The 22,644-nt window shown below is 51.9% G+C and carries 17 protein-coding genes; 7 read left to right on the forward strand and 10 right to left on the reverse strand.

The window, feature by feature from the left end; all coding sequences use genetic code 11:
- Positions 1-142: 142 nt before the first annotated feature.
- The 3 genes from Q2J39_RS03960 to Q2J39_RS03970 all read left to right on the forward strand — a co-directional run bounded on the left by Q2J39_RS03960 (position 143) and on the right by Q2J39_RS03970 (position 7,158).
- Positions 143-5,440: a glycoside hydrolase domain-containing protein gene (locus Q2J39_RS03960; protein WP_288339250.1), complete on the forward strand. Its 5,298-nt coding sequence runs from the start codon at positions 143-145 to the stop codon at positions 5,438-5,440.
- 292 nt (positions 5,441-5,732) lie between these two features.
- Positions 5,733-6,263 carry a dihydrofolate reductase family protein gene (locus tag Q2J39_RS03965; protein ID WP_230268093.1) on the forward strand — a complete coding sequence of 177 codons (531 nt, stop codon included), beginning with the start codon at positions 5,733-5,735 and terminating at the stop codon, positions 6,261-6,263.
- Positions 6,264-6,372: 109 nt separating this feature from the next.
- The gene (locus tag Q2J39_RS03970) at positions 6,373-7,158 is read left to right on the forward strand and encodes a TVP38/TMEM64 family protein (RefSeq protein WP_230268092.1); all 786 of its coding nucleotides are present in this window, start codon (positions 6,373-6,375) and stop codon (positions 7,156-7,158) included.
- Between the two features lie 230 nt (positions 7,159-7,388).
- Here Q2J39_RS03970 and Q2J39_RS03975 read toward each other — a convergent pair whose 3' ends face one another.
- Positions 7,389-8,696, reverse strand: coding sequence for an NAD(P)-dependent oxidoreductase (locus Q2J39_RS03975; protein WP_255658325.1), 1,308 nt, complete (start codon positions 8,694-8,696; stop codon positions 7,389-7,391).
- 264 nt (positions 8,697-8,960) lie between these two features.
- Between Q2J39_RS03975 and Q2J39_RS03980 the strand changes: the two genes are divergently transcribed.
- Positions 8,961-9,911, forward strand: a complete 951-nt coding sequence (locus tag Q2J39_RS03980) for a D-2-hydroxyacid dehydrogenase (protein WP_288339249.1) — start codon at positions 8,961-8,963, stop codon at positions 9,909-9,911.
- A gap of 261 nt (positions 9,912-10,172) precedes the next feature.
- Here the strand turns inward: Q2J39_RS03980 and Q2J39_RS03985 are convergent, their stop codons facing one another.
- The 5 genes from Q2J39_RS03985 to Q2J39_RS04005 all read right to left on the reverse strand — a co-directional run bounded on the left by Q2J39_RS03985 (position 10,173) and on the right by Q2J39_RS04005 (position 15,808).
- Entirely contained in the window at positions 10,173-10,958 is a 786-nt protein-coding gene (locus Q2J39_RS03985) for a hypothetical protein (protein ID WP_288339248.1), read from the reverse strand.
- 294 nt (positions 10,959-11,252) lie between these two features.
- Positions 11,253-12,860 (reverse strand): ABC transporter substrate-binding protein, encoded by a 1,608-nt coding sequence (locus tag Q2J39_RS03990; protein WP_288339247.1) that lies wholly within the window; start codon positions 12,858-12,860, stop codon positions 11,253-11,255.
- Positions 12,857-13,681, reverse strand: a complete 825-nt coding sequence (locus Q2J39_RS03995; protein WP_288339246.1) for a carbohydrate ABC transporter permease — start codon at positions 13,679-13,681, stop codon at positions 12,857-12,859. Before Q2J39_RS03995 ends, Q2J39_RS03990 begins: the two co-directional genes overlap by 4 nt.
- Before the next feature lie 19 nt (positions 13,682-13,700).
- On the reverse strand, positions 13,701-14,639 hold the full coding sequence (locus tag Q2J39_RS04000) for a carbohydrate ABC transporter permease (protein WP_288339245.1): 939 nt from the start codon (positions 14,637-14,639) through the stop codon (positions 13,701-13,703).
- Complete coding sequence (locus tag Q2J39_RS04005; protein ID WP_288339244.1) at positions 14,636-15,808, reverse strand: ABC transporter ATP-binding protein; 1,173 nt, start codon at positions 15,806-15,808, stop codon at positions 14,636-14,638. Before Q2J39_RS04005 ends, Q2J39_RS04000 begins: the two co-directional genes overlap by 4 nt.
- Before the next feature lie 441 nt (positions 15,809-16,249).
- Here Q2J39_RS04005 and Q2J39_RS04010 point away from each other — a divergent pair, with 441 nt between their 5' ends.
- The 3 genes from Q2J39_RS04010 (at position 16,250) to Q2J39_RS04020 (ending at position 18,514) form a co-directional block, all read left to right on the forward strand.
- Positions 16,250-17,233, forward strand: a complete 984-nt coding sequence (locus Q2J39_RS04010) for a helix-turn-helix domain-containing protein (protein ID WP_288339243.1) — start codon at positions 16,250-16,252, stop codon at positions 17,231-17,233.
- Between the two features lie 283 nt (positions 17,234-17,516).
- A complete protein-coding gene (locus Q2J39_RS04015; protein ID WP_230268083.1) occupies positions 17,517-17,828 on the forward strand; it encodes a PadR family transcriptional regulator in 312 nt (103 codons plus the stop codon).
- A complete protein-coding gene (locus tag Q2J39_RS04020; protein ID WP_230268082.1) occupies positions 17,825-18,514 on the forward strand; it encodes a DUF2812 domain-containing protein in 690 nt (229 codons plus the stop codon). The genes Q2J39_RS04015 and Q2J39_RS04020 overlap by 4 nt, the downstream gene beginning before the upstream one ends.
- A 194-nt stretch (positions 18,515-18,708) precedes the next feature.
- Here Q2J39_RS04020 and Q2J39_RS04025 read toward each other — a convergent pair whose 3' ends face one another.
- The 4 genes from Q2J39_RS04025 to Q2J39_RS04040 form a co-directional block, all read right to left on the reverse strand.
- Entirely contained in the window at positions 18,709-19,143 is a 435-nt protein-coding gene (locus Q2J39_RS04025; RefSeq protein WP_230268081.1) for an MATE family efflux transporter, read from the reverse strand.
- Positions 19,144-19,215: 72 nt separating this feature from the next.
- Positions 19,216-20,049 (reverse strand): MATE family efflux transporter, encoded by an 834-nt coding sequence (locus Q2J39_RS04030; protein ID WP_288339242.1) that lies wholly within the window; start codon positions 20,047-20,049, stop codon positions 19,216-19,218.
- A gap of 219 nt (positions 20,050-20,268) precedes the next feature.
- On the reverse strand, positions 20,269-20,694 hold the full coding sequence (locus Q2J39_RS04035; protein WP_230268079.1) for a MarR family winged helix-turn-helix transcriptional regulator: 426 nt from the start codon (positions 20,692-20,694) through the stop codon (positions 20,269-20,271).
- 236 nt (positions 20,695-20,930) lie between these two features.
- Complete coding sequence (locus tag Q2J39_RS04040) at positions 20,931-22,454, reverse strand: transposase (RefSeq protein ID WP_300968121.1); 1,524 nt, start codon at positions 22,452-22,454, stop codon at positions 20,931-20,933.
- Positions 22,455-22,644: the final 190 nt, after the last annotated feature.

The raw sequence follows: 22,644 nt of genomic DNA on the forward strand, positions 1-22,644 counted from the left end.
CTTTGCGCAGGACCGGGCCCCTGCTGACGAAAAAAATTCGAATGCCTGTCTCAAACCGACAGACGTTTTGCACTGGACGCATTTCACAAGGAAAACCGGATGGATTTCGGGCACAGATAAAGACACTGCAGAAAGGAAAACTATGAAAAGAAGAACGAATCTGCTTGCAGTCCTTCTCAGCGTGACCATGACGGCCTCCGCAGCCGCTTCCTCTTTCCCTGTTCTTGCACAGAGTGATGCCGACACGGTTATGCCGGCGGATGCGTCGCTCGTGGAAGAAACCATTTCCTTCAGGAAGACGACAGGAACGACCAATAAGTTCACCTTCTCTTCCGGAAACTGGGAAGCGGGCAGCGATGCCCATACCTGGTCAAAGACACCGGATGCGGCCAATCTGTCCGCTCTCTGGTATCAGGTTGATTTTGTCGGCAGCGAGATTGCTGTCTATGCCGGCAAGAACCATCCGATGGGCAAAGTGGAATACTTCATCGATGGAGAATCCCAGGGCGTCTACGATCTGTATAACGCCTCCAATATCAATTCCACTCGGATCGCGACTTTCAGCGGCCTCAGCGAAGAAGCGCATGTGTTCAAAGCCGTCGCAACGGGCGAGAAAAACGCTTCCGCCTCCAATACGCTGATCGACTGCGCCAACGTGGTCATTAAACATGCGCCGTATACGCTCACTTCGATTTCAAGTGAAGAAACGCATTACGACCTGTACGCCGGAGCCGAACAGCAGCTGTCGATCGCGGCTGTACCGGACTATGCCACGACAGGCAATCTGACGTACACCTCAAGCGACAGCGAAATTGTGAGCGTATCGAGCACCGGTCTGGTTCAGGCGAAAAAAGCCGGAACCGCCACCGTCTCGGTAACGTCCGACGCTCTGCCGGCTGCCCAGCCGCTGGTCATCTCATTTACCGTAACCGAGGCTCAGGCGGAACTGTCCGGTTCCATTGTCGATACGAACCATCAGTACACCCAGAGTACGTACGATTCCGTCAAGGCGATGGGTACGCTCTCCAAAACGCTGAGCGCCTGGAAAAACGACAAGGCCGTCAGCCAGCTCGTTCTGGTTTCGAAAAATGCGCCGCTCACCAATCTGTCCATTACCGCTTCCGACTTAAGCGGAACCGGTTCGGCCAAAATTGCCAAAGAAAACGTAAAGCTCGATTTCATCCAGTCGACCAAAGCCTATAATGGTTCCTTCCTCGGCTACGGCAGCACTACCCGTCCCGTTCCAGCCGATAACGGCACCAACCGTTCGGAATCTTCGGACATCCTGAATGGCAATGCCCCCATTACGCTGGCCGCTTCGCGCGTCCAGCCGGTCTGGGTAGAAATTGCGATTCCAGAAGACACAGCAGCCGGAACCTATACCGGTAAACTCAGCGCCACCGCCGACGGACTGGAACATCCGATTGAATTCACCTACACCGTCGCGGTACGCGACGCCGTTCTGCCGGATGCGACTGACTTCAAAAATTCCTTTGACATCGAACTCTGGCAGTATCCGTATTCTTCCGCGGAATATTACGGCGTTACGCCATTCAGTGACGAGCATCTCGAACTGCTGCGTTCCAGCATGGAAATTTACAAGGAAATCGGCGGTCATGTCATTACCGCGACGATTTCTGAAGAAGCCTGGTCCGGTCAGACGTATTCCGCTAACGACATCCACTATCCGTCGATGGTCAAGTGGACGAAAAATGCGGACGGAACGTTTACCTACGATTTCACCGCCTTCGACAAGTGGGTTTCCTTCTGCAAATCCATGGGAATCGGAGACAAGATTGTGCTTTACTCCATCGCTCCGTGGCACGGAAGCTTTACGTACTGGGACAACGGCACGCTTGTGAAGGAAGCCTTCACCGCCGGCAGTGCACGCTACAACGAAGTCTGGGGCGATTTTCTCGAGAAAATGGGCGCCCATCTCGTTCAGAAAGGCTGGTTTAACGACGCTTATATCGGCATCGATGAGCGCGGCTTCAACACCAGCGCCTTTGATCTGATCGACAGCACGCAAATTTCCGACGGCCAGTACACCGTCACCTTCAAAACGACAGGTTCGATGGACGGCTTTACCAACGCCAGCAAGTTCGCCATGGCGCTTCGTCTGACCGAACTGAACGTCGGCGACAATGCCGCAGCTGCCCATTCGAAGGAATTTGCGGATCTCGTTGCCCAGCGCGACGCCAAAGGCCTGCGCACTGCGCTTTACTCCTGCACCGAGCACAGTCCGGGCAACTTCTCGCTTTCCGCGCCGGTAGAATCGTACTGGAGCGTCATCAACGCCTCCGAAAACACGGACGGCTTCATGCGCTGGGCATACGATGCCTGGGTTGCCGATCCGCTGCGCGACACGACCCACAACGCCTTTGAACCGGGAGACTGCTTCCTTATTTATCCGGATGAAAAAGAGGCAAAAAACCCGGCGTCCAAACGTTCGCTGCGTCTGGCCCGCATGGCCGAAGGCGTACGCGACGCCAACAAGCTGCGCCAGATGGCTGAGGAAGTACCGGATCTCGAAGGCGCGATCCAGTCGCTCTACGATTCCCTGACGACCGTCGCCGGGACTGCGCATTCCTATCTTGGCGAAGCCAAAGTCAATACGATGGGATCGGAAATGGACGCCTTCAAGGAAGGCATCGACACCCTGACGGCGCAGTACATCGTCAAAAAAGCAAACGCCACGGATACTGTGACTTCCGTAACCATTACCCCGCCGCAGTCGACTGCACTGCAAATCGGCCAGTCGCTGCAGCTGGAAGCCGTCGTAGCCCCGGATACGCTGACCGATCATCGCGTTACCTGGTCTTCTTCGGAAAGCAGCGTGGCTTCCGTAAATGCAGACGGTCTGGTCACCGCAGCAGGTACCGGTACAGTGACCATTACCGCAGCTTCCGTCAAGGATCCGACCAAGACCGCGACGATCACCCTGAGCGTTTCGCGCGGCGGCATCGAGGAATCCAAACGCTATTCCGCCTATTCCTTTGAAAACAGTGCCAATGACCTGTGGGGAAACCGCAACGGAACCCCGATTGTCGAAAGCGGTCTGTCCTATGTGGATGGCTATTCCGGCAAAGGCCTGCACATGAATGCAGGAAGCGGCTTAAGCTTTACGAAATCGGAAATTGGAAACAGCGATCCCTGGACAATTACGTACTGGGTCAAAGCCGATACGATCACCGGCAAATCCCTGATCACGCAGGACAGCGAAGAAAAATTTGCGACCGCGCTCAAGATGGCCGACGATCGAAACTCCGGTTTCCGTGTCGGTACCAGCAGCGCCGATGTGCTCACCTTTGCCTACGGCTTTGAAGCCGGCCAGTGGTATCACGTGGCCTGGACCCAGTCGAAGACAAACGGCCTGAAGCTGTACGTCAACGGCGAAGAAGTCGCCACAAACACCTGGACCACGAACAACACCACCGTCATTCCTTCCGATATTCTCGGTAAGAGCGACTTCGCGGGCACGGTCGATGAACTGCGCATTTACGATGCCGAACTGACCAAAGCGGAAATCGGCATCGATCAGCTCAAACCGGGTCTGAACATCACCGTCCGCAATAAGACGCTCCAGATTTCCAAGGACAGTACACCGACCTGGCAGATTCCCGTTACGCTCAACAGCGACGAAGAACTCGAAATTACCTATACTTCGAAAAATCCGGAAGTAGCCACGGTCAGCAGTACCGGCGTGGTTACCCCAGTCAAGGCAGGAACAGCCCAGATTGAAGTCAAAGCCGGCACGTACACGGAAACCGTCACGATTACCGTAGAACGGCAGATCACGCTGATGAAGACGGTTCCGTACTACGATCTTCCGGAAAAATTTGTGACCGACGTCCATAAACCGGCCGACGGCGATGCCAATCAGTACTTTGGCCAGCCGGATATGATCCGTACAAATACCGGCCGTCTGATCACCGCCTTCCCGCAGGGACATGGCCATGGTCCGCTCATCATGAAATACTCCGACGATGACGGCGAAACGTGGATTCAGAAAGACGACATTCCGACAAGCTGGGCAACGTCCATGGAAACGCCGACGATGTACGTTCTGAATCTGGCCGACGGAACTGAGCGCATCATGCTCATTACCGCGATGCCGAACTGGTCTGGAAACCAGAACGGCGGCTGGCGCACCTCCTATTCCGACGACAACGGTGAAACCTGGACTGAATACCAGCTGTTCCATCCGAAAAATGATGACGGCAGCAACCGCTGGACGATTGTCGGCATGTCGAGCCTCATTCAGCTCAAGGATGAAAACGGAAACGACCGCCAGGCGTGGATGGGCATTTACCACGATTACAGCTACACCAACTACAAATCGATTCTGACGTTCGATGAAGACGGAAACGAACAGTGGAGCGATCCCGAACCGATTCTGACTCCGTATCGAAACATCGAATCCGCCAATCAGCTTTGCGAACTCGGCCTGTTCCGCTCCCCGGACGGCAAGCGCATCGTCGCCCTCGCCCGCAACCAGACGCACCAGGGCTACGCCATGATGACGTACTCCGATGACGAAGGCGAAACCTGGAGCAAGCCGACGAACCTGCCCGGAAACCTGGCTGGCGAACGCCATAAAGTCGTTTACGATCCAATCAGCGACCGCCTCGTCATTACGTACCGCGACATTGTCTACGACAAGGACGGCAACGGCATCCACGACAACTCCAACGACTGGGTAGCCGGCGAATGGGTAATGTGGGTTGGAAGCTACGAAGACCTCATGACACAGGGCGACGGCGATTACATGGTAACCATCGCCTACGACTATGCGCCGAATGAAAAATCCGGTGATACCGGCTATGCGGGTCTGCTCGTTCTCGATGACGGCACCCTCATGATGGACAGCTACGGTCACTTCGACGAAGAGTATTCCAAAAACCATGGAAGCAACGTCCGTACCGACCGCTGCTACATTAAGTTCGCGAAGTTCAAGCTCGGCGACATTGAAGAAACGTACGGTCTGACCGATAAGAGCGCTCTGCGTACGTACGTAAACGGTTCAGCGATTTCTTCCGTTCGCGAAGCCGACTTTACAGCGGAAAGCTTTGCGCCGTTTAAGGGTGCGCTCGAACAGGCGAATACGATTCTTTCCGGTTCTTCCTACCAGCAGATCGAAGTCGATCGGGCACTGAAAGCTTTACAGGATGCGTATGCCGGACTCATTCCCGCCGATGGACTGAACCGAAAGCCGCTTGAGATGGTCTGCGCCAAAGCCGATCGTCTCAACCTGTCCAGATTCCGTCTGACCAGCGCGCAGAAAGACGCGTTCAATCAGGCGCTCGCGCAGGCACATGAAGTTCTGAGCAGTTCCTCGACAACACAATCCGCGCTCGACGCGCAGGCCCTGGCGATGCAGAACCGTCTGCTGGCCCTGCGTCTTAATCCAGACAAGGAAGCGCTCAATACGCTGAAATAGTCTTTGCCTGCACGCTTTTCCCAGAACTGTAAATTCATGCAGACATTCCTGTCTGTTTGAAAATGAACGTTTTCTCGCCTCCGGGCCTTCTGGCGTCCGGAGGCGTTTTTTCTGGAGCAGGCAGACACCCCCTTTGCGATATGCCATACTGGACACAGCTTTTCCAGACCGGAAATTTTAAAACCATTCGGCCAAAACGTATACGCCGGCCAAAAAGAAGAAGGCGCCTGAAAGAATAAGCCGATCGAATAGATATGCAGAAGAAGATAAAGCGGAAAAAGGAGATTTGGCTATGCGAAAAACCACACTGTTTATTGCGATGAGCCTGGACGGCTATATTGCCGATGCAAAGGGCGGCGCAGACTGGCTGGACGGACAGGACCCAGATGCAGTCGCCGAGGATTTTTATGCCGAATTCATCAAAACGGCGGATACGGTTCTGATGGGCTGGAACACGTTCGATCAGATCGTGCGGGAACTTTCGCCTGACGAGTGGCCTTATTCCGGTCTGAGCACGTACGTCTTTACCCATCGAACGCTTCCCGATTCAAAAGACATTCACTTTACGAAAGAAGATCCATGCACCCTTCTGAAGCGTCTGAAACAAGGCGAAGGAAAAGACATCTGGATTTGCGGGGGCGCCCGTCTGATTGAGGGCATCGTACAGGAAGAGGCGATCAATCCGTTCTGGATTACAGTTATTCCTGTGCTGCTTGGCGGGGGCATCCGGCTGTTTCCGACGCTTAAAGCGCCGCAGGAACTGGCCCTGGTTCATGTACGCCATTCCAACGGAATGGTCGATCTGCTCTATCGAAAACGATAAGTTTTCCTTTGGCGTTACTGCGCATTTGGCTCGTTCTGTCTAGCCGTTTTCGGCAATCCTTCTGGCATATCGGAAGAATCCCCGATTCGAACCGCTTAAGATAATGAGTATGGATACTAAACCCGTTACGAATTTTTCTGCAGACTCCGCTCAGAACCCTTCCGCGCAGGCAAAAGAGGCGCTTGCCGAAAAAGACGCCGCTATCAAGTCCCCGGATCATTCCCAGGACCATTCCGCGAAAGCATCCGTCGGGACGGCAAGTACGCCCGAGACGGCCAAAGATCAGGAAGCCATGAAAAAAGGCGCTGCGGTGCGCCGGCGCAATCTGATCATTTCGATCGTCTTTGGCATTCTTTTCTTTGTCGTTCTGATCTGGCTGCTGCGTTCGTCCTCCTCGGCGACCACGCAAAAAATTCAGCACGCGATTGAATCCGCCGGAATTTTCGGTCCGATTCTCTTTGTTCTGCTCAGCGTCTTCACCTCGTACATTCCAATCGTTCCTTTAGGATCGATGGGATCGATCGGCATCGTTCTCTTTCATCCGCTGCCGGCTTTCTTTCTGAACACGCTCGTTTCCTACATCAACTGCATTCTCGCCTTCTGGCTGGCTAGAAAATGGGGCACCCGCTTCATTTACCAGATCGCCTCGCCAGAAACGGTCGACAAATACGAGAAGCGCCTGAAAAACAGCCGTCACTTTGAACTCATCTTCTTTCTCTGGATGATGATGCCTGTCTCGCCGGACTTGCTGCTGTGCATGCTGGCGGGGCTGTCGAGCATGAAAGTCAGCCATTTTCTCGCGATCATCCTGGTCAGCCGCCCGTTCTCCTCGTGGTGCTATTCCACCGGCATGCTCAAGGTGTTCGAATGGATCCGAAAAGCAGTCCATCTCTAAAGCGTTCTGCAAAAAAATCGTGCAAAAAAATGGAGTCCTTTTTCCAGAGGCAGTTCTGGAAAGGGGCTCCTTTTTTGACGTGTACTTTGGGTTTTGAAATTTCGTTTTGAACTGTTTCTTCTGTCCACGTTTCTGGATTCTGCTCTGGATTTTCCAGAAACGCGAATCCGAAAGCGGTCAGAGCGGTCAGATCCTGCTGGGGGAGACAGGATCCACCGGTTTTATCGTTTTTACGCCGCTGTTTCGTCGCTGCTCGCAGCATCCTGGGCGGCATGGCCGTTCGGACCTTTCATGTAGCGGTCCATCTCTTCGGCAATCTGTCGGGAGAGCGCTACGGCGTGCACAACGGTTTTCGCGCCGGTTACGACGTCGCCGCTTGCGAATACGCCCGGCATGGTCGTTGCGCCGATCTCGTCAATTTTCAGGTTGCCGCGGTCGTTGAGCTTAAGATCCGGATCGCGGGAAACGAGACGGGTCTGCGGAACCTGCGAAATGGCTACGAGAATCGTGTCGGCTTTTTCCAGCTTCGCGGAGTCTTCGATCAGCGTGATGTCTCCGTTTTCTTCGACTTTTGTGTCGACGAGCACGACGCCTTCATCAGTAATGCGGATCGGCGCCTTGTTGAAAACGAACTGAACGCCGTCGATTTTTGCGTATTCCACTTCTTCATTCGAAGCGGTCGGCGAATCGGTACGGACGTAAACCACGACTTCGCGGCTGCCTTTCCGAATGGCGGTACGGGCCGCATCCATCGCCGCATTGCCGGCGCCGATGACCGCGACTTTATCGCCTAAATCGTAAACGTTCGGATTGTTCAGGTAGTTCACCGCGTACTGCACGTTGCCGAACGTTTCGCCGGGAATGTTCAGGCGGCGCGGCTTCCATGCGCCGGTGCCGACAAAGACGGACGCGTAGCCGTCATCGAGCAGATCCTGAATGGAAACGGAACCACCGATCGCCATGTTCGGACGGAACTGAATGCCAAGCGCCTTCAGCTTCTTGTAGTAGCGGTCCAGAATCGAATGCGGCAGACGGTATTCCGGAATGCCGTAGCGCATGATGCCTCCGATTTTTTCACGGACTTCAAAAATGGTGACTTTGTAGCCTTTCTGACGCAGCGAAACCGCGATCGTCAGGCCGGCTGGACCGGCACCGATGACAGCGACGCGCTTGCCGTTTTCCGGTTCCATGGACAGCTGAATGCGTTCAAAGCAGGAGTTGGAAATGTACTGTTCGATATCGCTGATGGCTACAGGATTGCCTTTAATGCCGCGCACGCACGCGCCTTCACACTGCTTTTCGTGGTTGCATACGAGGGAGCAGACGATGGACAGCGGGTTGTTTTCAAAAAGCATCTGCGCCGCATCCAGCACTTCATGGTTTTTGAGCTTGCGGATCATTTCGGGGATATTGGTATGAATCGGGCAGGCCTGACGGCATCTTGGATTCTTGCACTGCAGACAAGCCGATGCTTCGGTAAGAATATTGTTCATGTCTAAGTTTCCTTTCTTGTTCTCTGAGGATTGAAAATCCGCCATTCTGCCTCAGGCAGGGCACAAAGCGGATCGGTGATGAAGGAAATATAGAGGCGTACAATACAGGTGTAAAGCTTTACAACGGCGGCATCACACGATTTTCAATGTATTCCCACCTTTCTAACGTGTGTCTTTACACGAAGAAAGATCCTTTCCTGTTTTGCCGCGCATATTGGCTCATCCCTGAGTGCAAAAGAAAAGCCGGTCGCTCGGACCGGTCTGTACTGCCTGCTCAGAATAACCTGCACAGGATAAGGAGAAAGAAACATGAAAACCGTTCTCGTTTTTGAAGCGTTAAAAGAAGAAGACCGCCGGGCGCTGGAACAGGAATTTGGCGGCCTCCATTTTGTCTATGGCGACAATCCAAACTGGCCCGGCTATCTCGACACCGCCAGTGCCATCGTGGGCTTTCTTCCTGAAGAATACCGTTTTCTACTGAAATCTCTGCCCGCGCTTGAACTCGTTCAGCTTCCGTTTGCGGGCTATGAAGGCTGGCCGGAACGCGTGGCGTGTCCATTAGCCAACGCTTCAGGCAGCTTTGGTCTGGCGATTTCCGAATATCTGATCAGCGCCATCCTGTTTTTTTATCGCCGCTATCCGTTCCTGCTCGAAAACCGGAAGAAGAAGGAATGGAACCGGAATATCGGCACGATCGATTCCATTTACGGCAAGACGATTCTCGTTCTGGGCTGCGGCGATCTGGGTTCGACGTTCGCCCGCTCCGTCAAGGCGCTGGGTGCCCATACCATTGGACTGGCCCGCAGACGCCGAACAGTTCCGGGCTTTGATGTGGTCGATACGCTCGATCATCTGCACCGCTACCTGCCGTTAAGCGATATCGTAGTGGGTACGCTGCCTTCCAGTCCGGCTACCCATCATCTTCTGACGCTGGACGATTTTTCGCGCATGAAGCCAGACGCGCTGTTTGCGAATGTGGGACGCGGCGATCTGGTCGCCCTCGATGTCCTGGAAAAGGTCATGGCGCAGCATCGGATTCGCGGCATGATTCTCGATGTCTGCGAAATCGAGCCGCTTCCCGCAGACTGCCCGCTTTGGGAAGACGAAAATGTATTCATCACGCCGCACATTTCCGGCGATGAATCGCTGCCGGAAACGAAAAAACGTCTCTGGCAGATTATCCGCACCAACCTGCACGCCCTCGAACAGGGAGAACCGTTCATTCACATCGTCAACCGTCCGCAGTCCGATCGCTCCTGAGCGGACGCTCGACAGGATCCAGTCTGGACGTTCTGACTCTCCTGGACGCTTTGGCCCTCTGCGCCTTGCTGAATCTGGCCATTTCTGCTTATCACCAGATTTTTCCAATCCCGAAAAAGGCTCTGCATCTTCCTTAACCAAAAGGAGATACAGAGCCTTTTATGTACTTTTAAATATTTTGAAACACTTTGAAATGCGGCGCATCTCCTCCCTGTATGTACAGGAAGAAAATGTGCGCGGTCCTGTCGATTACGGACGGACTTATTTTACCGTTACCGAGATGATGTGCGGGTTGGCGCCTTCATACCAGTAGAGGAAGCCTTCGCAGTCGATCACATCGCCGACTTTGAGTTCCTGTACGGTTTTGTACACTTCGCTTTCCTCGCCGGTCAGATAGGACTCAACAACGAAGGTGTACGTCTTGCCGTCTTTGGAAACGTTGAAGTACAGGTCATCGCCTTCGCTTCCGGATCCGTCGTAGTTATACAGGAACGCTTCTTCGCTGCCTTCCTGTGCGGGTTCTACAGTAAGATCCTTGAAATCCACCAGCTGGTTCTGATGCTTGATCAGTTCTTCTTCATTGCCCAGCAGATCGGTCACATCGACCGGTTCGGCTTTCCAGGTTTCGCCTTCGATCAGTTCTACTTCAGCGCCTTCTGAGATTTCCACTTCGCCAGACCATTCGGTCTTGTAGCCTTTGACTTTGATTTTGGCGCCGTCGGTCAGCTTGTCATACAGATCCTGAGATACAGCAGCGTTGTAAATGAAGTAAGCGCCGTCTGGATCCTGCGCGTAAATCGTTGCCTTGTCTTCCCACCAGGCCTGTTTTGCCTGTACGAACGCTTCGATCGTTACTTCGCTTTCGAGTTCAGCATCCGCGTATTCCTGATACGTCATGACGCCTTCCAATTTTGCGGAGGGATTTGCAGCAGCGGCACTGTCCGCTGTGCTCGAAGCACTGCTCGAGGCTGCCGGGGTCGAGTTCGAGCAGCCGGCAAAGACCATGCCTGCGCAGACAAGCAGAGAAGCCAGAGCTGTTTTTTTCATTCTTTTTCTCCTTGGGACAGGATCTTCTGTCTCTTTTCTAATGGGGATTCCATCCAGACACCACTACGAAGCGATCAGGAACGGTTCGTCATCCCGCTCCTTGAGGATCGTCCGGTCAGCGCCCTGAATGGTTTTTCCACGGATAGTGTACTTGGTTTTTTCATGCGGTGAAATCTTTCCCGATCGAATCGCTGTTTTTTTCCGCTGCGTTTGAAGATCAGAAAAAATCGTGCGAAAGGAAACGGGATGAAACCGTTATCTCCTCGATCCCTTCAAGCTGAAATTTCAGGAGCTTCAGGCGTTTTTCGCTTTTCTTCGTTTCTGAAACAGCCAGACTGCACCGAGAATGACCCACGTCAGTGCAAGCAGAGAAAGAAACCAGACCGAAGAGGCGGGCATCGGGCCCAGATCATGAATCGTCCCGGATCCGGAAGAAATCTGATCCAGACGGTAGAGGGAGGAAACCTTTTCGTACAGTTCGTCGATATAGGCATCATCGACGGTCTGCTTGCGTCTCGTCGAGCGGACGACATCTTCAATGAGCTCGCCGGCCGCGTTGCGCAGCGAAGCCGAGCCGTTAAACACCGGGGTGGTAAACGTATCGTCCAGATGATCCATGAGCAGTTTCGCCGCTTCGATTTTGATCGCGTAATGCTCCTCATTATCCGTGCCAGCCTTCGCCAGATAGTCCTGATACGCCGGATCTTCTAAAGCCTTATGCGTAACGGGAAGATAGCCTTCCGTCTTCGCGTAGCCGATCTGCGGTTCGTTGGAAAGCATGTACTGCACGAACAGCCAGGAGGCGAGTACTTCCTGCGGGTCTTCCTTGCCAAAGACGGCCATGGACGGTCCCTGCGAAATCATGAGACTCTGGTTTTCGCTCATCTGCGGCACCGGACGAACGACGGTTTCAAATTCCGTGAAGGCATCCGGGCTGATGTCCGAAAGCGGAGCCTCCGCGCCCATCCACGTGGATCCGGCTGTGGAGTCTACCGCAAACAGCGTCTGCGAGGCATTGAGCAGATTGGCGGGATAGCCGGACACTTTAAAGGTTGAAAACGCGCCGTCCCTGGTTTCCTGCGCGATTTTCTTCAAGTCTTCGCGCGTCGTGTCGTTAAAAATTTCAATTTCGCCCTGCTCGGTGCTGTAGCCGGCGTCCTGCTGCTTCAGCATCTGGATCATCATATTGTCGGTGGACTTGTAAATAAAGGGGATCAGCGTTTTCTGGCTGTTGAGGGCGTACGTTCCGTCCGGATTTTTCTGTTCGATCGCTTTATTGGACACTTCCCAGATCCAGTCCCACGTCACGACATCCGGGACGGAATAGCCAAGCTTTTCGACCAGCGTCTTATTGATGTAGAGCGCTTCGGTCGAACGCATGAAGGGCATCGCGTACTGCGTTCCGTCAATGACTCCTTCCTGTACAAACGAATCGACCATTTCATCGGCCGTCGGCCCGTCAAATTTGAGGGCACTGCCGCCCAGACCGTATTTTTCGTCCGCCATCAGCGCATCGAGACCGACGACGGTCCCGTTCTGCTGGATGTAGGACGCGATATGGTCGGGATAGGTAATCGCCACATTGGGCGTGGTATCCGTCGCAATGTTGGTGATGACGTCGTTGTAAATCTTCCCGTAGTCCGTATACAGCTTCAGATTGACCTTGATGTTTGGATAGAGCGCTTCAAAGTCTTCGATCGCCTTTTTGTAGACATTCGTCTGGTTTTTGTTCGTATCGTTTTTCGCCCAGAAGGAAATCTCAATCGGACGGCTTTCGTCGAGCGCTTCGGGAATCACAAAGGCGCTTTTCGCTTTGGCGCCATGGCAGCCGGAAAGCAGCAGACTCATGCCCGCTGCGGCCGCGCAAAGCAGCCGGGGCAGCCGTTTTCGAAGGCGCTTCATCCTTTGGTTCCTCCTTTGACGACGCCGGACATGATCTGGTTTCGATACACCAGGAACAGAACGATCAGGGGAATGCTGATGACGACGACCGCCGCCATCATCGCCGGAATGTTCGCCCGGCCAAAGCCGCTTTCGCGGATTTGCTGGATGCCGTTGGAAACCAGAAAGTATTTCGGATCATCGGTGACAAGGCTTGGCCAGATGTAGCTGTTCCAGCATTCGATCACCTTGAGAATCGTAATCGTAACGACCGTCGGACGGCACATGGGAACCATGATTTTCCACAGGTATTTCCAGTCCGAAGCCCCGTCGATTTTCGCCGCATAGTACAGCGAATCCGGGATCTGCGCAAAGCTTTCCCGCAGCAGATAAATGTAAAAAATGGAAGTGACCGAAGGCAGAATCAGACCCAGAAAAGTATTGCGCAGATTCAGCTCGGTCATCGTCTGAAAATTGGTAATGATGACCAGTTCATTGGGAATCATCATCAGCGCCAGAAAGCCGGTAAAAATCAGGTTCTTCCCTGGAAAGTCCAGCCGGGCGAACGCAAAGGCCGCCAGAATGGTGACAAAGACCATCAGAACCGTAGTAATGATGGTGAAAATGACCGTATTGAGCAGATACCGTCCCAAATCGACTTCCGTAAACGCGTAAAAATAGTTTTCCAGTGTCGGCGACAGCGTAAACAGCTGGGGAATGTATTCCGCGTTGTAGGCGCCGTATCCTTTTAAGGACGTCAGCACCATCCAGTAAAACGGAAAGAGAACCGCGATCGCCCACAAAATCAGAAACAGCCAGGTGAGTGGTTTGAATTTTTTCATAGTGTGTCTCTCCGTTTTCTCAGCTGTAGTGGGTATATTTTTTCGAAACCATCAGGTTGATGACCGTAATCGTCAAAATAACCAGAAAGAGCAGAATGGCCGCCGCGGACGCGTAGGACGGATAGCCCCCGCCATCGCGGTAAAGCATGTCAAAGACGTAGCCGACCAGCGTGTTCATTCCCGCCGCATTCAGATTCGTGCCAAACAGGGCAACCGCATCTGAATACGCCTTGAACGCGCCGATAAAGCCGGTAATGACCAGATAGAACACCGATGGGGAAATCAGCGGCAGCGTGATTTTGTAAAACATGCGCCAGGAGCTGGTGCCGTCTACGCGGGCCGCGTCGTAATACATTGGATTCACGCTGGCCAGTGCGCTGGTCAGAATCAGGATTTTAAAGGGCATGACGATCCAGATCGTGTAAAAGCAGAGCACAAACATCTTGGCCCAGTACGGACCTTCGATAAAGTCGACGGAAGAGCCGCCGCACATATGGATCAGCATGTTCACAAAGCCTTCGGAATACGGCGTCTGCTTGAACAGCACCATGAAGACCATGCCGACTGCGAGGGTATTGGTCACGTACGGCAGAAAGTAAATCGTCTGAAACAGCGAACGCAGCTTTTGAATGCGGGTCAGCAGAAAGGCGATTGCCAGCGACAGACCGGTGGAAATCGGCACCGTAATGATGACGAGCAGAAACGTATTGACGAGCGCCTGCGTGAAATAGGGATCGTGCAAAACGTAGTCGTAGTTGTACCAGCCAATGCCCGCGTACGTCTGCGCGGCGGAACTGTAGCCTTCTTCAAAGGAATAAATCAGCACGTCGATGAGCGGATAAATCAGAAAGACAGCCAGAAACACAAGCGCCGGCAGCAAATACAGAAAACCCTTATATTTTTGCCAGCCTTTTTTCAGGCGCCCTTTTCCACCGGTGCGCCCATTTGCGCTTTTCATGCCGCTTCCTCCAGAACGATCGCGGCTTCTACGATTTCTTCCGCCGCTTTTTGAAGAGGCTGAAGATCGGCCGCAATCCGGTTTCCGCTTTCGGGTTCAAAGAGAAAGACTTTTTTCAGCTTGAGATCAAAATGCACTTCCTGCTGATTTTCGGCGAGAATCTGCAGATCTTCCGCCGAAAGAATCGAGCGAACGACCGGATTCATGGACGCCTCGTTTTCGGAAACGATGCTCATGTCCCGGCCGGTAATTTCGGTACGGATCATGCGATCGCAAAGGGCGCCTTCTTCCTTGAGGAGAAAGCCTTCCGGGCGGACGCCGACATGCACCGGCTGATCGGACGCGCTGAGCACACGCGCCACAGGATTTTCGCCGATGTACAAAATCTGATTTTCAATTTTGCCATGAAACATGTTGATGGGCGGCAGGCCGAGAAACTGCGCGACAAACTGATTGGCCGGATTGTCGTAAACCTTCTGCGGGGTGTCGATCTGCTGCACCCGGCCTTCCTTCATGACGACAATGAAATCCGAAATGCTCATGGCTTCATCCTGGTCATGCGTAACAAAAACGGTCGTAATGCCTGTTTCCTGCTGGATGCGGCGGATTTCTTCCCGGGTCTGCAGGCGCAGACGGGCATCCAGATTGGAAAGCGGTTCGTCTAGAAGAAGAACTTTAGGCAGTTTGACCAGAGCACGGGCAATCGCCACGCGCTGCTGCTGTCCGCCCGAGAGTTCCTTAGGCTTGCGTTCGAGCAGATCTTCGATGTGAACAAGCCGTGCCACTTCTTCGACGCGGGCTTTTCGTTCTTCTTCGCTGAGTTTCTGATCGCCCTTGAGGTTTTCCAGCGGGAAGCAGATGTTGTCAAAGACGCTCATATGGGGATAGAGGGCATAGTTCTGAAAAACCATGCCGACCCCGCGTTCCTGCGGTTCAAGTTCCGTGACGTTCTGATCGCCGAAAAAAATCTCGCCGGAAGTCGGCTTGAGCAGGCCGCTGATCATGTTGAGCGCCGTGCTTTTTCCGCATCCGGAAGGGCCGAGCAGCCCGCAGAGTTTTCCGTTGGAAATGGTGAAACTCAAATCGTCGGCAGCGACGACTTCTCTGCTGTTCTTTTTTCTTCCCCGTGCGGGAAAGATTTTGGTGATGTGGTCCAGTACGATATCCATCCTGGCTGATCCTTTCTCTGGGTTGGGATTCCATGCAAGTGCGTTTCAGCCATTTGTTCTGGCTGATGTCTTCAGAATACCATCCCCGTTTTCCCGGACAGGTTTTCGAGAAAATCGAATTTTCCATGAATGTCGATTTCTGTACACCCGGCTTTGCGTGCCGGGCTTTCTTTTGCCTGTCCGTTTCTCTTTTCGCTTCGTTTTGAAGCGTATGCACTTTTTTATACAGGCTCAAAATCGGTCTGTAAATATATGACTTTTCCCGTGATTTTCCTATTTTCTGGTATTTTTCTCGAAAGTTCGGGCGGAAATCCGCTCAAACCGTCATGCTTTTTACAAATGCAACCGGCAGTTGACGGATTTCCAGCTGACAGGTTCTGTCTGGAACAAATGTCCTTCGATACAATGCAGGCACACAAGTCCACAAGGAGGAAATATCTGATGATTTTCGCAGACAAACTGATTGAACTGCGCAGGCGAAACGGATGGTCCCAGGAAGATCTGGCGAGCCGGCTGAACGTTTCCCGCCAGGCGGTCGCCAAATGGGAAGGCGCCCAGACCGTTCCCTCGCTCGATAAGATTTTGCAGCTTTCCGAAATTTTTGAAGTGTCCACAGACTATCTGCTCAAGGACAACGCCCCGCTGGTCACCATTGAGGAAGAAGAGTCTTCCCTTCCGACTCTGAGTCTGGAAGACGCCAACCGTTTTCTGGATCTGAACCGCCTGAACGCCTGGCGCGTCGCCATTGGTGTGGTTCTCTGTATCCTGTCTCCCGCCGTGCTGATCGGGCTCAGCGCTTTTACGGCTCTCCCTTCTTCCCTGATTTCCGAAAATATGGTTGCCGCGCTTGGCGTCTCCGTACTTCTGGTTCTGGTCGCCATCGCCGTGACGCTCTTCATCTGGTCGGATCAGATCATGAAGCCGTGGAAAACGCTGGAAACCGGAGACTTCAGCCTTGGATACGGCGTTAAAGGCCTGGCCGCACAGAAAAAGAAAGCTTTTGCCAGAACACACACGCTTTCGACCATTATCGGGATTGTCTTCTGCATTCTTTCTCCGATTCCGCGGATTTTCTCTACGCTCTTTATTCATCAGGAATTCTCTGCCGTTCTTTCCGTCACTGCCCTGCTGCTTCTGGTTTCCATCGGCGTCTTCTTTCTCGTCTGGTCGTCCATCACGCAGTCCGGATTTGAAAAAATTCTCTCCGAAGGCGACTATTCTTCAGAAAACCGGAAAATGGAAAAACGGATGGATCCTGTTGCCTCGATTTACTGGTGTCTGGCCACAGCCATTTATCTGGGCTGGAGCTTTGCGACCGGAAACTGGGATCAGACCTGGATCATCTGGCCTGTCACCGGCGTGCTGTTTGGAGTGGTTGCGGTAATCGTCCGTCTGGTCACGCAGAGAGAGGATACAGACAGCTGAGACGTCAGACATTTAAAATCACTTTGCTTTTCTGGCGGGCTGCCTCCTTTTTCAGGAGCGGCTCGCTTTTTTATTTGTATCGGTTTTCTTTCCGTCGATTTTCCGGATTGGGTGCCCTCCTTTTTCCTTTTCGTGTATCGATTGCGGACATTGATTTCTCCTGTCGATCGTATCTTTGAAAAGCGCCAAAAAGATATCGTTGACCGATATATCGTCTCCTGATATAGTCAAATCAGATATAACGTGTCACGATACATCGAGCGACGACAGGAGGTACAATGCTATGGGACAGGATCTGCCGTTAACGGAAACGCTGTTTTACATGCTTCTGGTTCTTCATCACCCGCTGCATGGATATGGAATTTCCAAGGAAGTGGAACAGATGACGCATGGACGCGTCGTACTGGGCGCCGGAACGCTCTATGGCGCGATTAAGAATCTGCAGAAGAAAGACTGGATCCGGGTGTACCGGGAAGAACCCGACAGTCGAAACAAAAAGGAATACATCATCACCGATCTGGGAAAAGAAGTCTTTGATCAGGAAATTCATCGACTGGAGGGCATGCTCAGAGACGCCAAGGAGAATAAAGAATGAAACAGTTCAGGCTCATGTTCGACAAAGACCGCGAAATCGAATATCTCAACGAAATGTGCGCGAAAGGATGGGCCCTGAAGCGCTTTAAGTACGGTCTCTATACCTTTGAACCGTGTAAACCGGGCGAATGGCAGTTCGACTGCGATCTCAACGACCGCGGGTTTGGCGTATCCCGGGAATATCGTCAGATTCTGAAAGATATGGACATTGAATTTCTCTGTACTTCCGGCTTCTGGTTCCTGGTGCGCCGAAAAAGCGAGTACGGTCCTCTGCATCTGTATACCGATCCCGATTCCCAGCTGGAGCAGCTCAAGCGGATTCGTAAGATGTTCAAAGCCGTCTGCGTGATCGAACTGGCTGCTTCCATGATGGAATTTTATGCGGCGGTGGAAACCAGACAGATGTTTTACTGGATCCTTACCCTCCTGCTGGGACTCATGACGATTGTTCTGATGAATGCGCTGCGCGCCTATAACCAGAAGATCTGGACTCTGGAAGGGCGGAGCCCTGAAGAAAAGGAAAGAAGGCCCAGTCTTGTTCTTGTCTGCGGAATGCTTCTGTACGCCATTTCTCTTCTGCTTCCGGCTTCCATCCTTTCTTTTCGGTACTTTCTGATGGGAGGATCCATTACCCTGGAACTTATTGGCATTTATAGGATGGTGGCAGATCGTAAATCGTCGCTCTGAAACCCGTTAAACTGCGAAACGCAAAATAAAAAGTAAAAAAAGTAAATAGGAAAAGACCCGTCCTCTGACTTTTTCCTTTCGAAAAAAGCCATAAGGACGGGCTTTTGTGTGTCTGGCTGATGGCGTTGATGCAAGGCGGATCAATCTCAGTCTGTCTGAGGACTGGTTTTATCTTTCACATACCGCACTGTGTTTTACTCGCAGACCGCGCTCATTTTTTCGGCAGCGGCGGCTGGAGCTGTCGTTTCCGTTTTGGACTGACTGAGTTTTCTCCAGGTATGAACATAAAGAATCAGCGCCAGACCAAAGGACAGTACGTCGGCAGCCGGCTGTGCCCAGACCAGTCCGGTAATTCCCATAGCGGCTTCAAGAAGATACATTGCGGGAATGAAGATCAGGCCCTGGCGGCTCACGTTAATTACAAAGGATGCCGCTGCAGCCCCCATCGCCTGCAGCGCGTTGGTAAGAACGTAGTAGACGCCGAACAGAAAGCTTGTGGTTAACAGGATGTGAACAAAATGAACCGCATACGTATAGGCTGTCGGATCGGTCAGGAACACACTGACAATCTGGCCGGAAAAAACGAAGCAGATAACGGTCAGCGCCAGTCCTAAAGACAGGGAAAACAAAATGGAGAAGCGGCTGAATGCCCTGCCCGAGTCCCATGCAGATCATGCCGGTAATGGTAATGACTTTCATGGCTACGCCCATGGCCGCCACCGCCATATCCCCGTACTGTGCCATAGGCTGTTGATCAGAATCTGAGAAACGCTCATCAGCAGCGAACCGAGCGCCGCAGGAATGCCGATGATCAGAACACTGCTGCAGACTTTTTCTTTTACTGTGAACTCTCTGGGGTGAATGCTGAGACTGGATTTGCCGCTCAGGAAATAAAAGATGTAATACGCCGCCCCAATGACATTTCCGATCACTGTCGCGATCGCAGCACCAGCTACGTTCCAGCCAAAGCCTAAAATCATAATCGGATCCAGAACCACGTTAATCAGGTTGCCGAGAAGCTGACCCATCATGGCTTTTCCGGATTCGCCTTCCGCACGGATCACATTCGCGTAGCAGTTGGAAACCAGAACAAACGGTCCGCTCCAGGCGACGATCCACAAATAGGTTTTCGTCATTTCCCACGTTTCGGCGCTTGCGCCGATCAGAGTAAGAATCGGATCCATAAAAATCAGAAAGACAGGGCTCATCGCCACACCAAGAACAACGCAGCTCCACATGCAGAAAGAGCAGACCTTTCTGGCATGATCCTTTCTTCCCTCGCCAAGGGCACGGGAAATTACGGACGTACCGCCAATGCCGAAAATCGTTCCCGCTGCCATGAACAGCAGGAAAACCGGCGTCGCCAGCGATACTGCCGCGACCTGCAATGCGTCGTGGGTCTGTCCGATAAAGAAAGTATCAGCCAGGTTATAGACGAGTACCATCAGCATCCCCGCCATAGCCGGCAATGCGTTTTTGAATACAGCCTGCGCGACAGGCATGGATTCAAATATTTCCATCGATTTATCTTTCATAACTCTCTCCATTCCATTTTTCGATCTACGTTTCCGCCATTTTCAAAAGCAAGCGATTGATTCGAACATACCGATCCATGCGCCTGGCTGCCTGCGAAGGGAGCCGGCATCGTTTTCTCATTTGTGTATGTCCGGTTTCCGTTTTAACTGTGATATTTCAAAAGCAAGCGATCGATTTCCGCGTTAGTATCGCCCGTCAGGGCGAAAGCCCGCGGGCGTTTATTTTACATTTTCGTAAACTCTTTTCAGCAGTCCGTGGAAGACAGCCTGCTCTTCCTCTGAAAATCCGGTAAACAGAGTCTGTTCCAGTTCCTGGATATCCTTCTTCGCTTTTTCACAGCGTTTTTTCCCGTCTTCGCTCAGACGAACCAGCTTCATCCTTCGATCCTTTTGATCGGTAAAGCTTTCCACCAGTTTCTTAGCGACGAGCCGGCTGACAATTCCGACACAGGTAGACTGCGCAACACCTAGAATTCGTTCGAGTTCCTTAAAGGAGTACGTATGATTTTCTTTCTCATCCAGGGAAAGAAGAACCCAGACCTGAACCATGGTCAGATCATCCGCGCGCAGGGAATTGTTTACCCGCCGCTCAATCGCATCATTCAGCATTTTGATCAGCTGTCCGCTGTTTTCCTTATCACTCACAAGAACACCTCCGCTCTTAACAGAAGCTATCATACCGTTCAACAGCATACTGTCAATAGTAAGCTATGTATTTGCTTAAAGCCAGCCGGCTTCCCTCGTGTTCAGGACTGGATTGCCGAATTCCCAGAGTCCGTTTGCGCAGATGAGGAAATTGCTCTCTTTGTGTCCAGTTTTCGGGGAAGAGTTTAGTCAGTGCTTATCAAAAAAGAGGAATAGAACTTTCCCAATCAGCTAAACTATACGGTCGGATTTTTGCGTGGACGACCACGTTTCCTTTTGGGCTGGTCTACTGGATCTGGTCGTGGAATCAGATCCAGTTTTTGAAGAATTTCTATCTGACCAGGATTCATCTTGATCAGTTCCCACTCATTATCATTTTTTATTCTTTTGCCTCTTTGCAGGATATGCATGATTTTCTTATAGCTCATGTCCTCAAGGAGGCCTTTTTCGTCGAACAGGTTCAAAAGTCTGAACGTGATGACGGTCGACAGAAAATCAATGAATTCGCTGCCGATCACTGAGTAGTCATCATGGACTCTGGTTCCATCAAAGCCGAGGGCGTTCATGTAATACCGCATAACGATCTCGATTTGCCAGCGGTAACTATAGGTCTTCCAGGCATCTTCCGGAGCCAGATCGACATCTGATTCAAAGACCACTGTTCCAAATGTACGTTTTTTCTTTTCGTATTCTTCGAAACTGTACTTATCTTTACGATGCTTATCCAGCCAGTCCGTCTCCTCCTGGGCTGCTCTTCTTGGGTCACGGAAACTGTAGAGCCACTTTTCCTTATTGGACAGCTTCACTTTCTTAAACTGAATTGGCTCCATCTGCCCTAGAAAGCCGCAGCAGCCTTCGATCACTCCCTCGAAGTTATACATCTCATGATCGAAGGCAAGCTTGGCATTCCGATGAAGCGGGTTGAAATAATGAAGCTGCGGGCAGTCTTTAAGGATTTCTTCGATCGATTTGACGGGAAATCCCTTATCTCCAACCATTATTCCGCTTTGAATGCCATTCTGTTTCACAAAACTGTCATAGAAAGTCAGGTCGAGCATATTGCCGGGAAAGCACTGCGAACAGATGGGTTCCATTTTTTCCAGATCAAAAGCATAGAGTACAGAAATATCCCGTCTTCCTTTCAGTCTGGCTTTTCTGGAAAATTCCGAAAGCGTGTTTTGCCTGGAATCGTTCGACTTCAGTGTTCCATCGATCAGAAGATGATCATCAATCCCAACTTTAGCTGCCCGGTTTTTCATGAACTTCAGAATTCGGTTACACGTTTTTCCAAGATCTTTTTGAAATATGCTGATCGTATTCTTGCTCATTGCGGTTTCAGGCATCAGTTCTGTCAGAAATGATTCATCGCAACTCTCTTTGAGTTCGCAGTCTTTGATATGCGGATAGCAGACGCGAAGAATGGCCATGCACAGAATCTTATCTGCATCCTGACGATTATAGACCTGAAGCAGTTCATCCAACAGGTCAGCGGACAGCCTGAAACAGAGTTCAACATTGGCCCAGTCCCTGAGAACCGTCTCAGATGTATAAACAGCAGAGGAAGACGGTTCTTCAAGAGGTACGAACTTACCGTTAATAATGTGGCCGATGGTAGGGCCATCGACCGGATAACAATGGCCGTTCTTGCGGACACAGCCGACTCGCTGCTTGACAGCGTATCGATCCTTGTTTTTTCCATAGGCATAGACAATCGTATTTTTGGGACGTGAGACGGCACGAATCTCAGCTGGGACAGACATTTTTGGCTCCTTCTCGTATAGTGTATTTATATCTGTCTTATATCATTAAATAATCTATACAGGGAGGATTTTTATAATAAAAATGAAATTTCAAAGAATCAAATTGATTTACGATTTTTGCTTAATAATGCTTGTTAATCGCATGTCTGGTCATGAAGCCAGGCAGAATTAAAAGAGAGCCTCGAAAAAA

Source organism: uncultured Allobaculum sp., from assembly GCF_948576815.1.
GTDB classification, from domain to species: domain Bacteria; phylum Bacillota_I; class Bacilli_A; order Erysipelotrichales; family Erysipelotrichaceae; genus Allobaculum; species Allobaculum fili.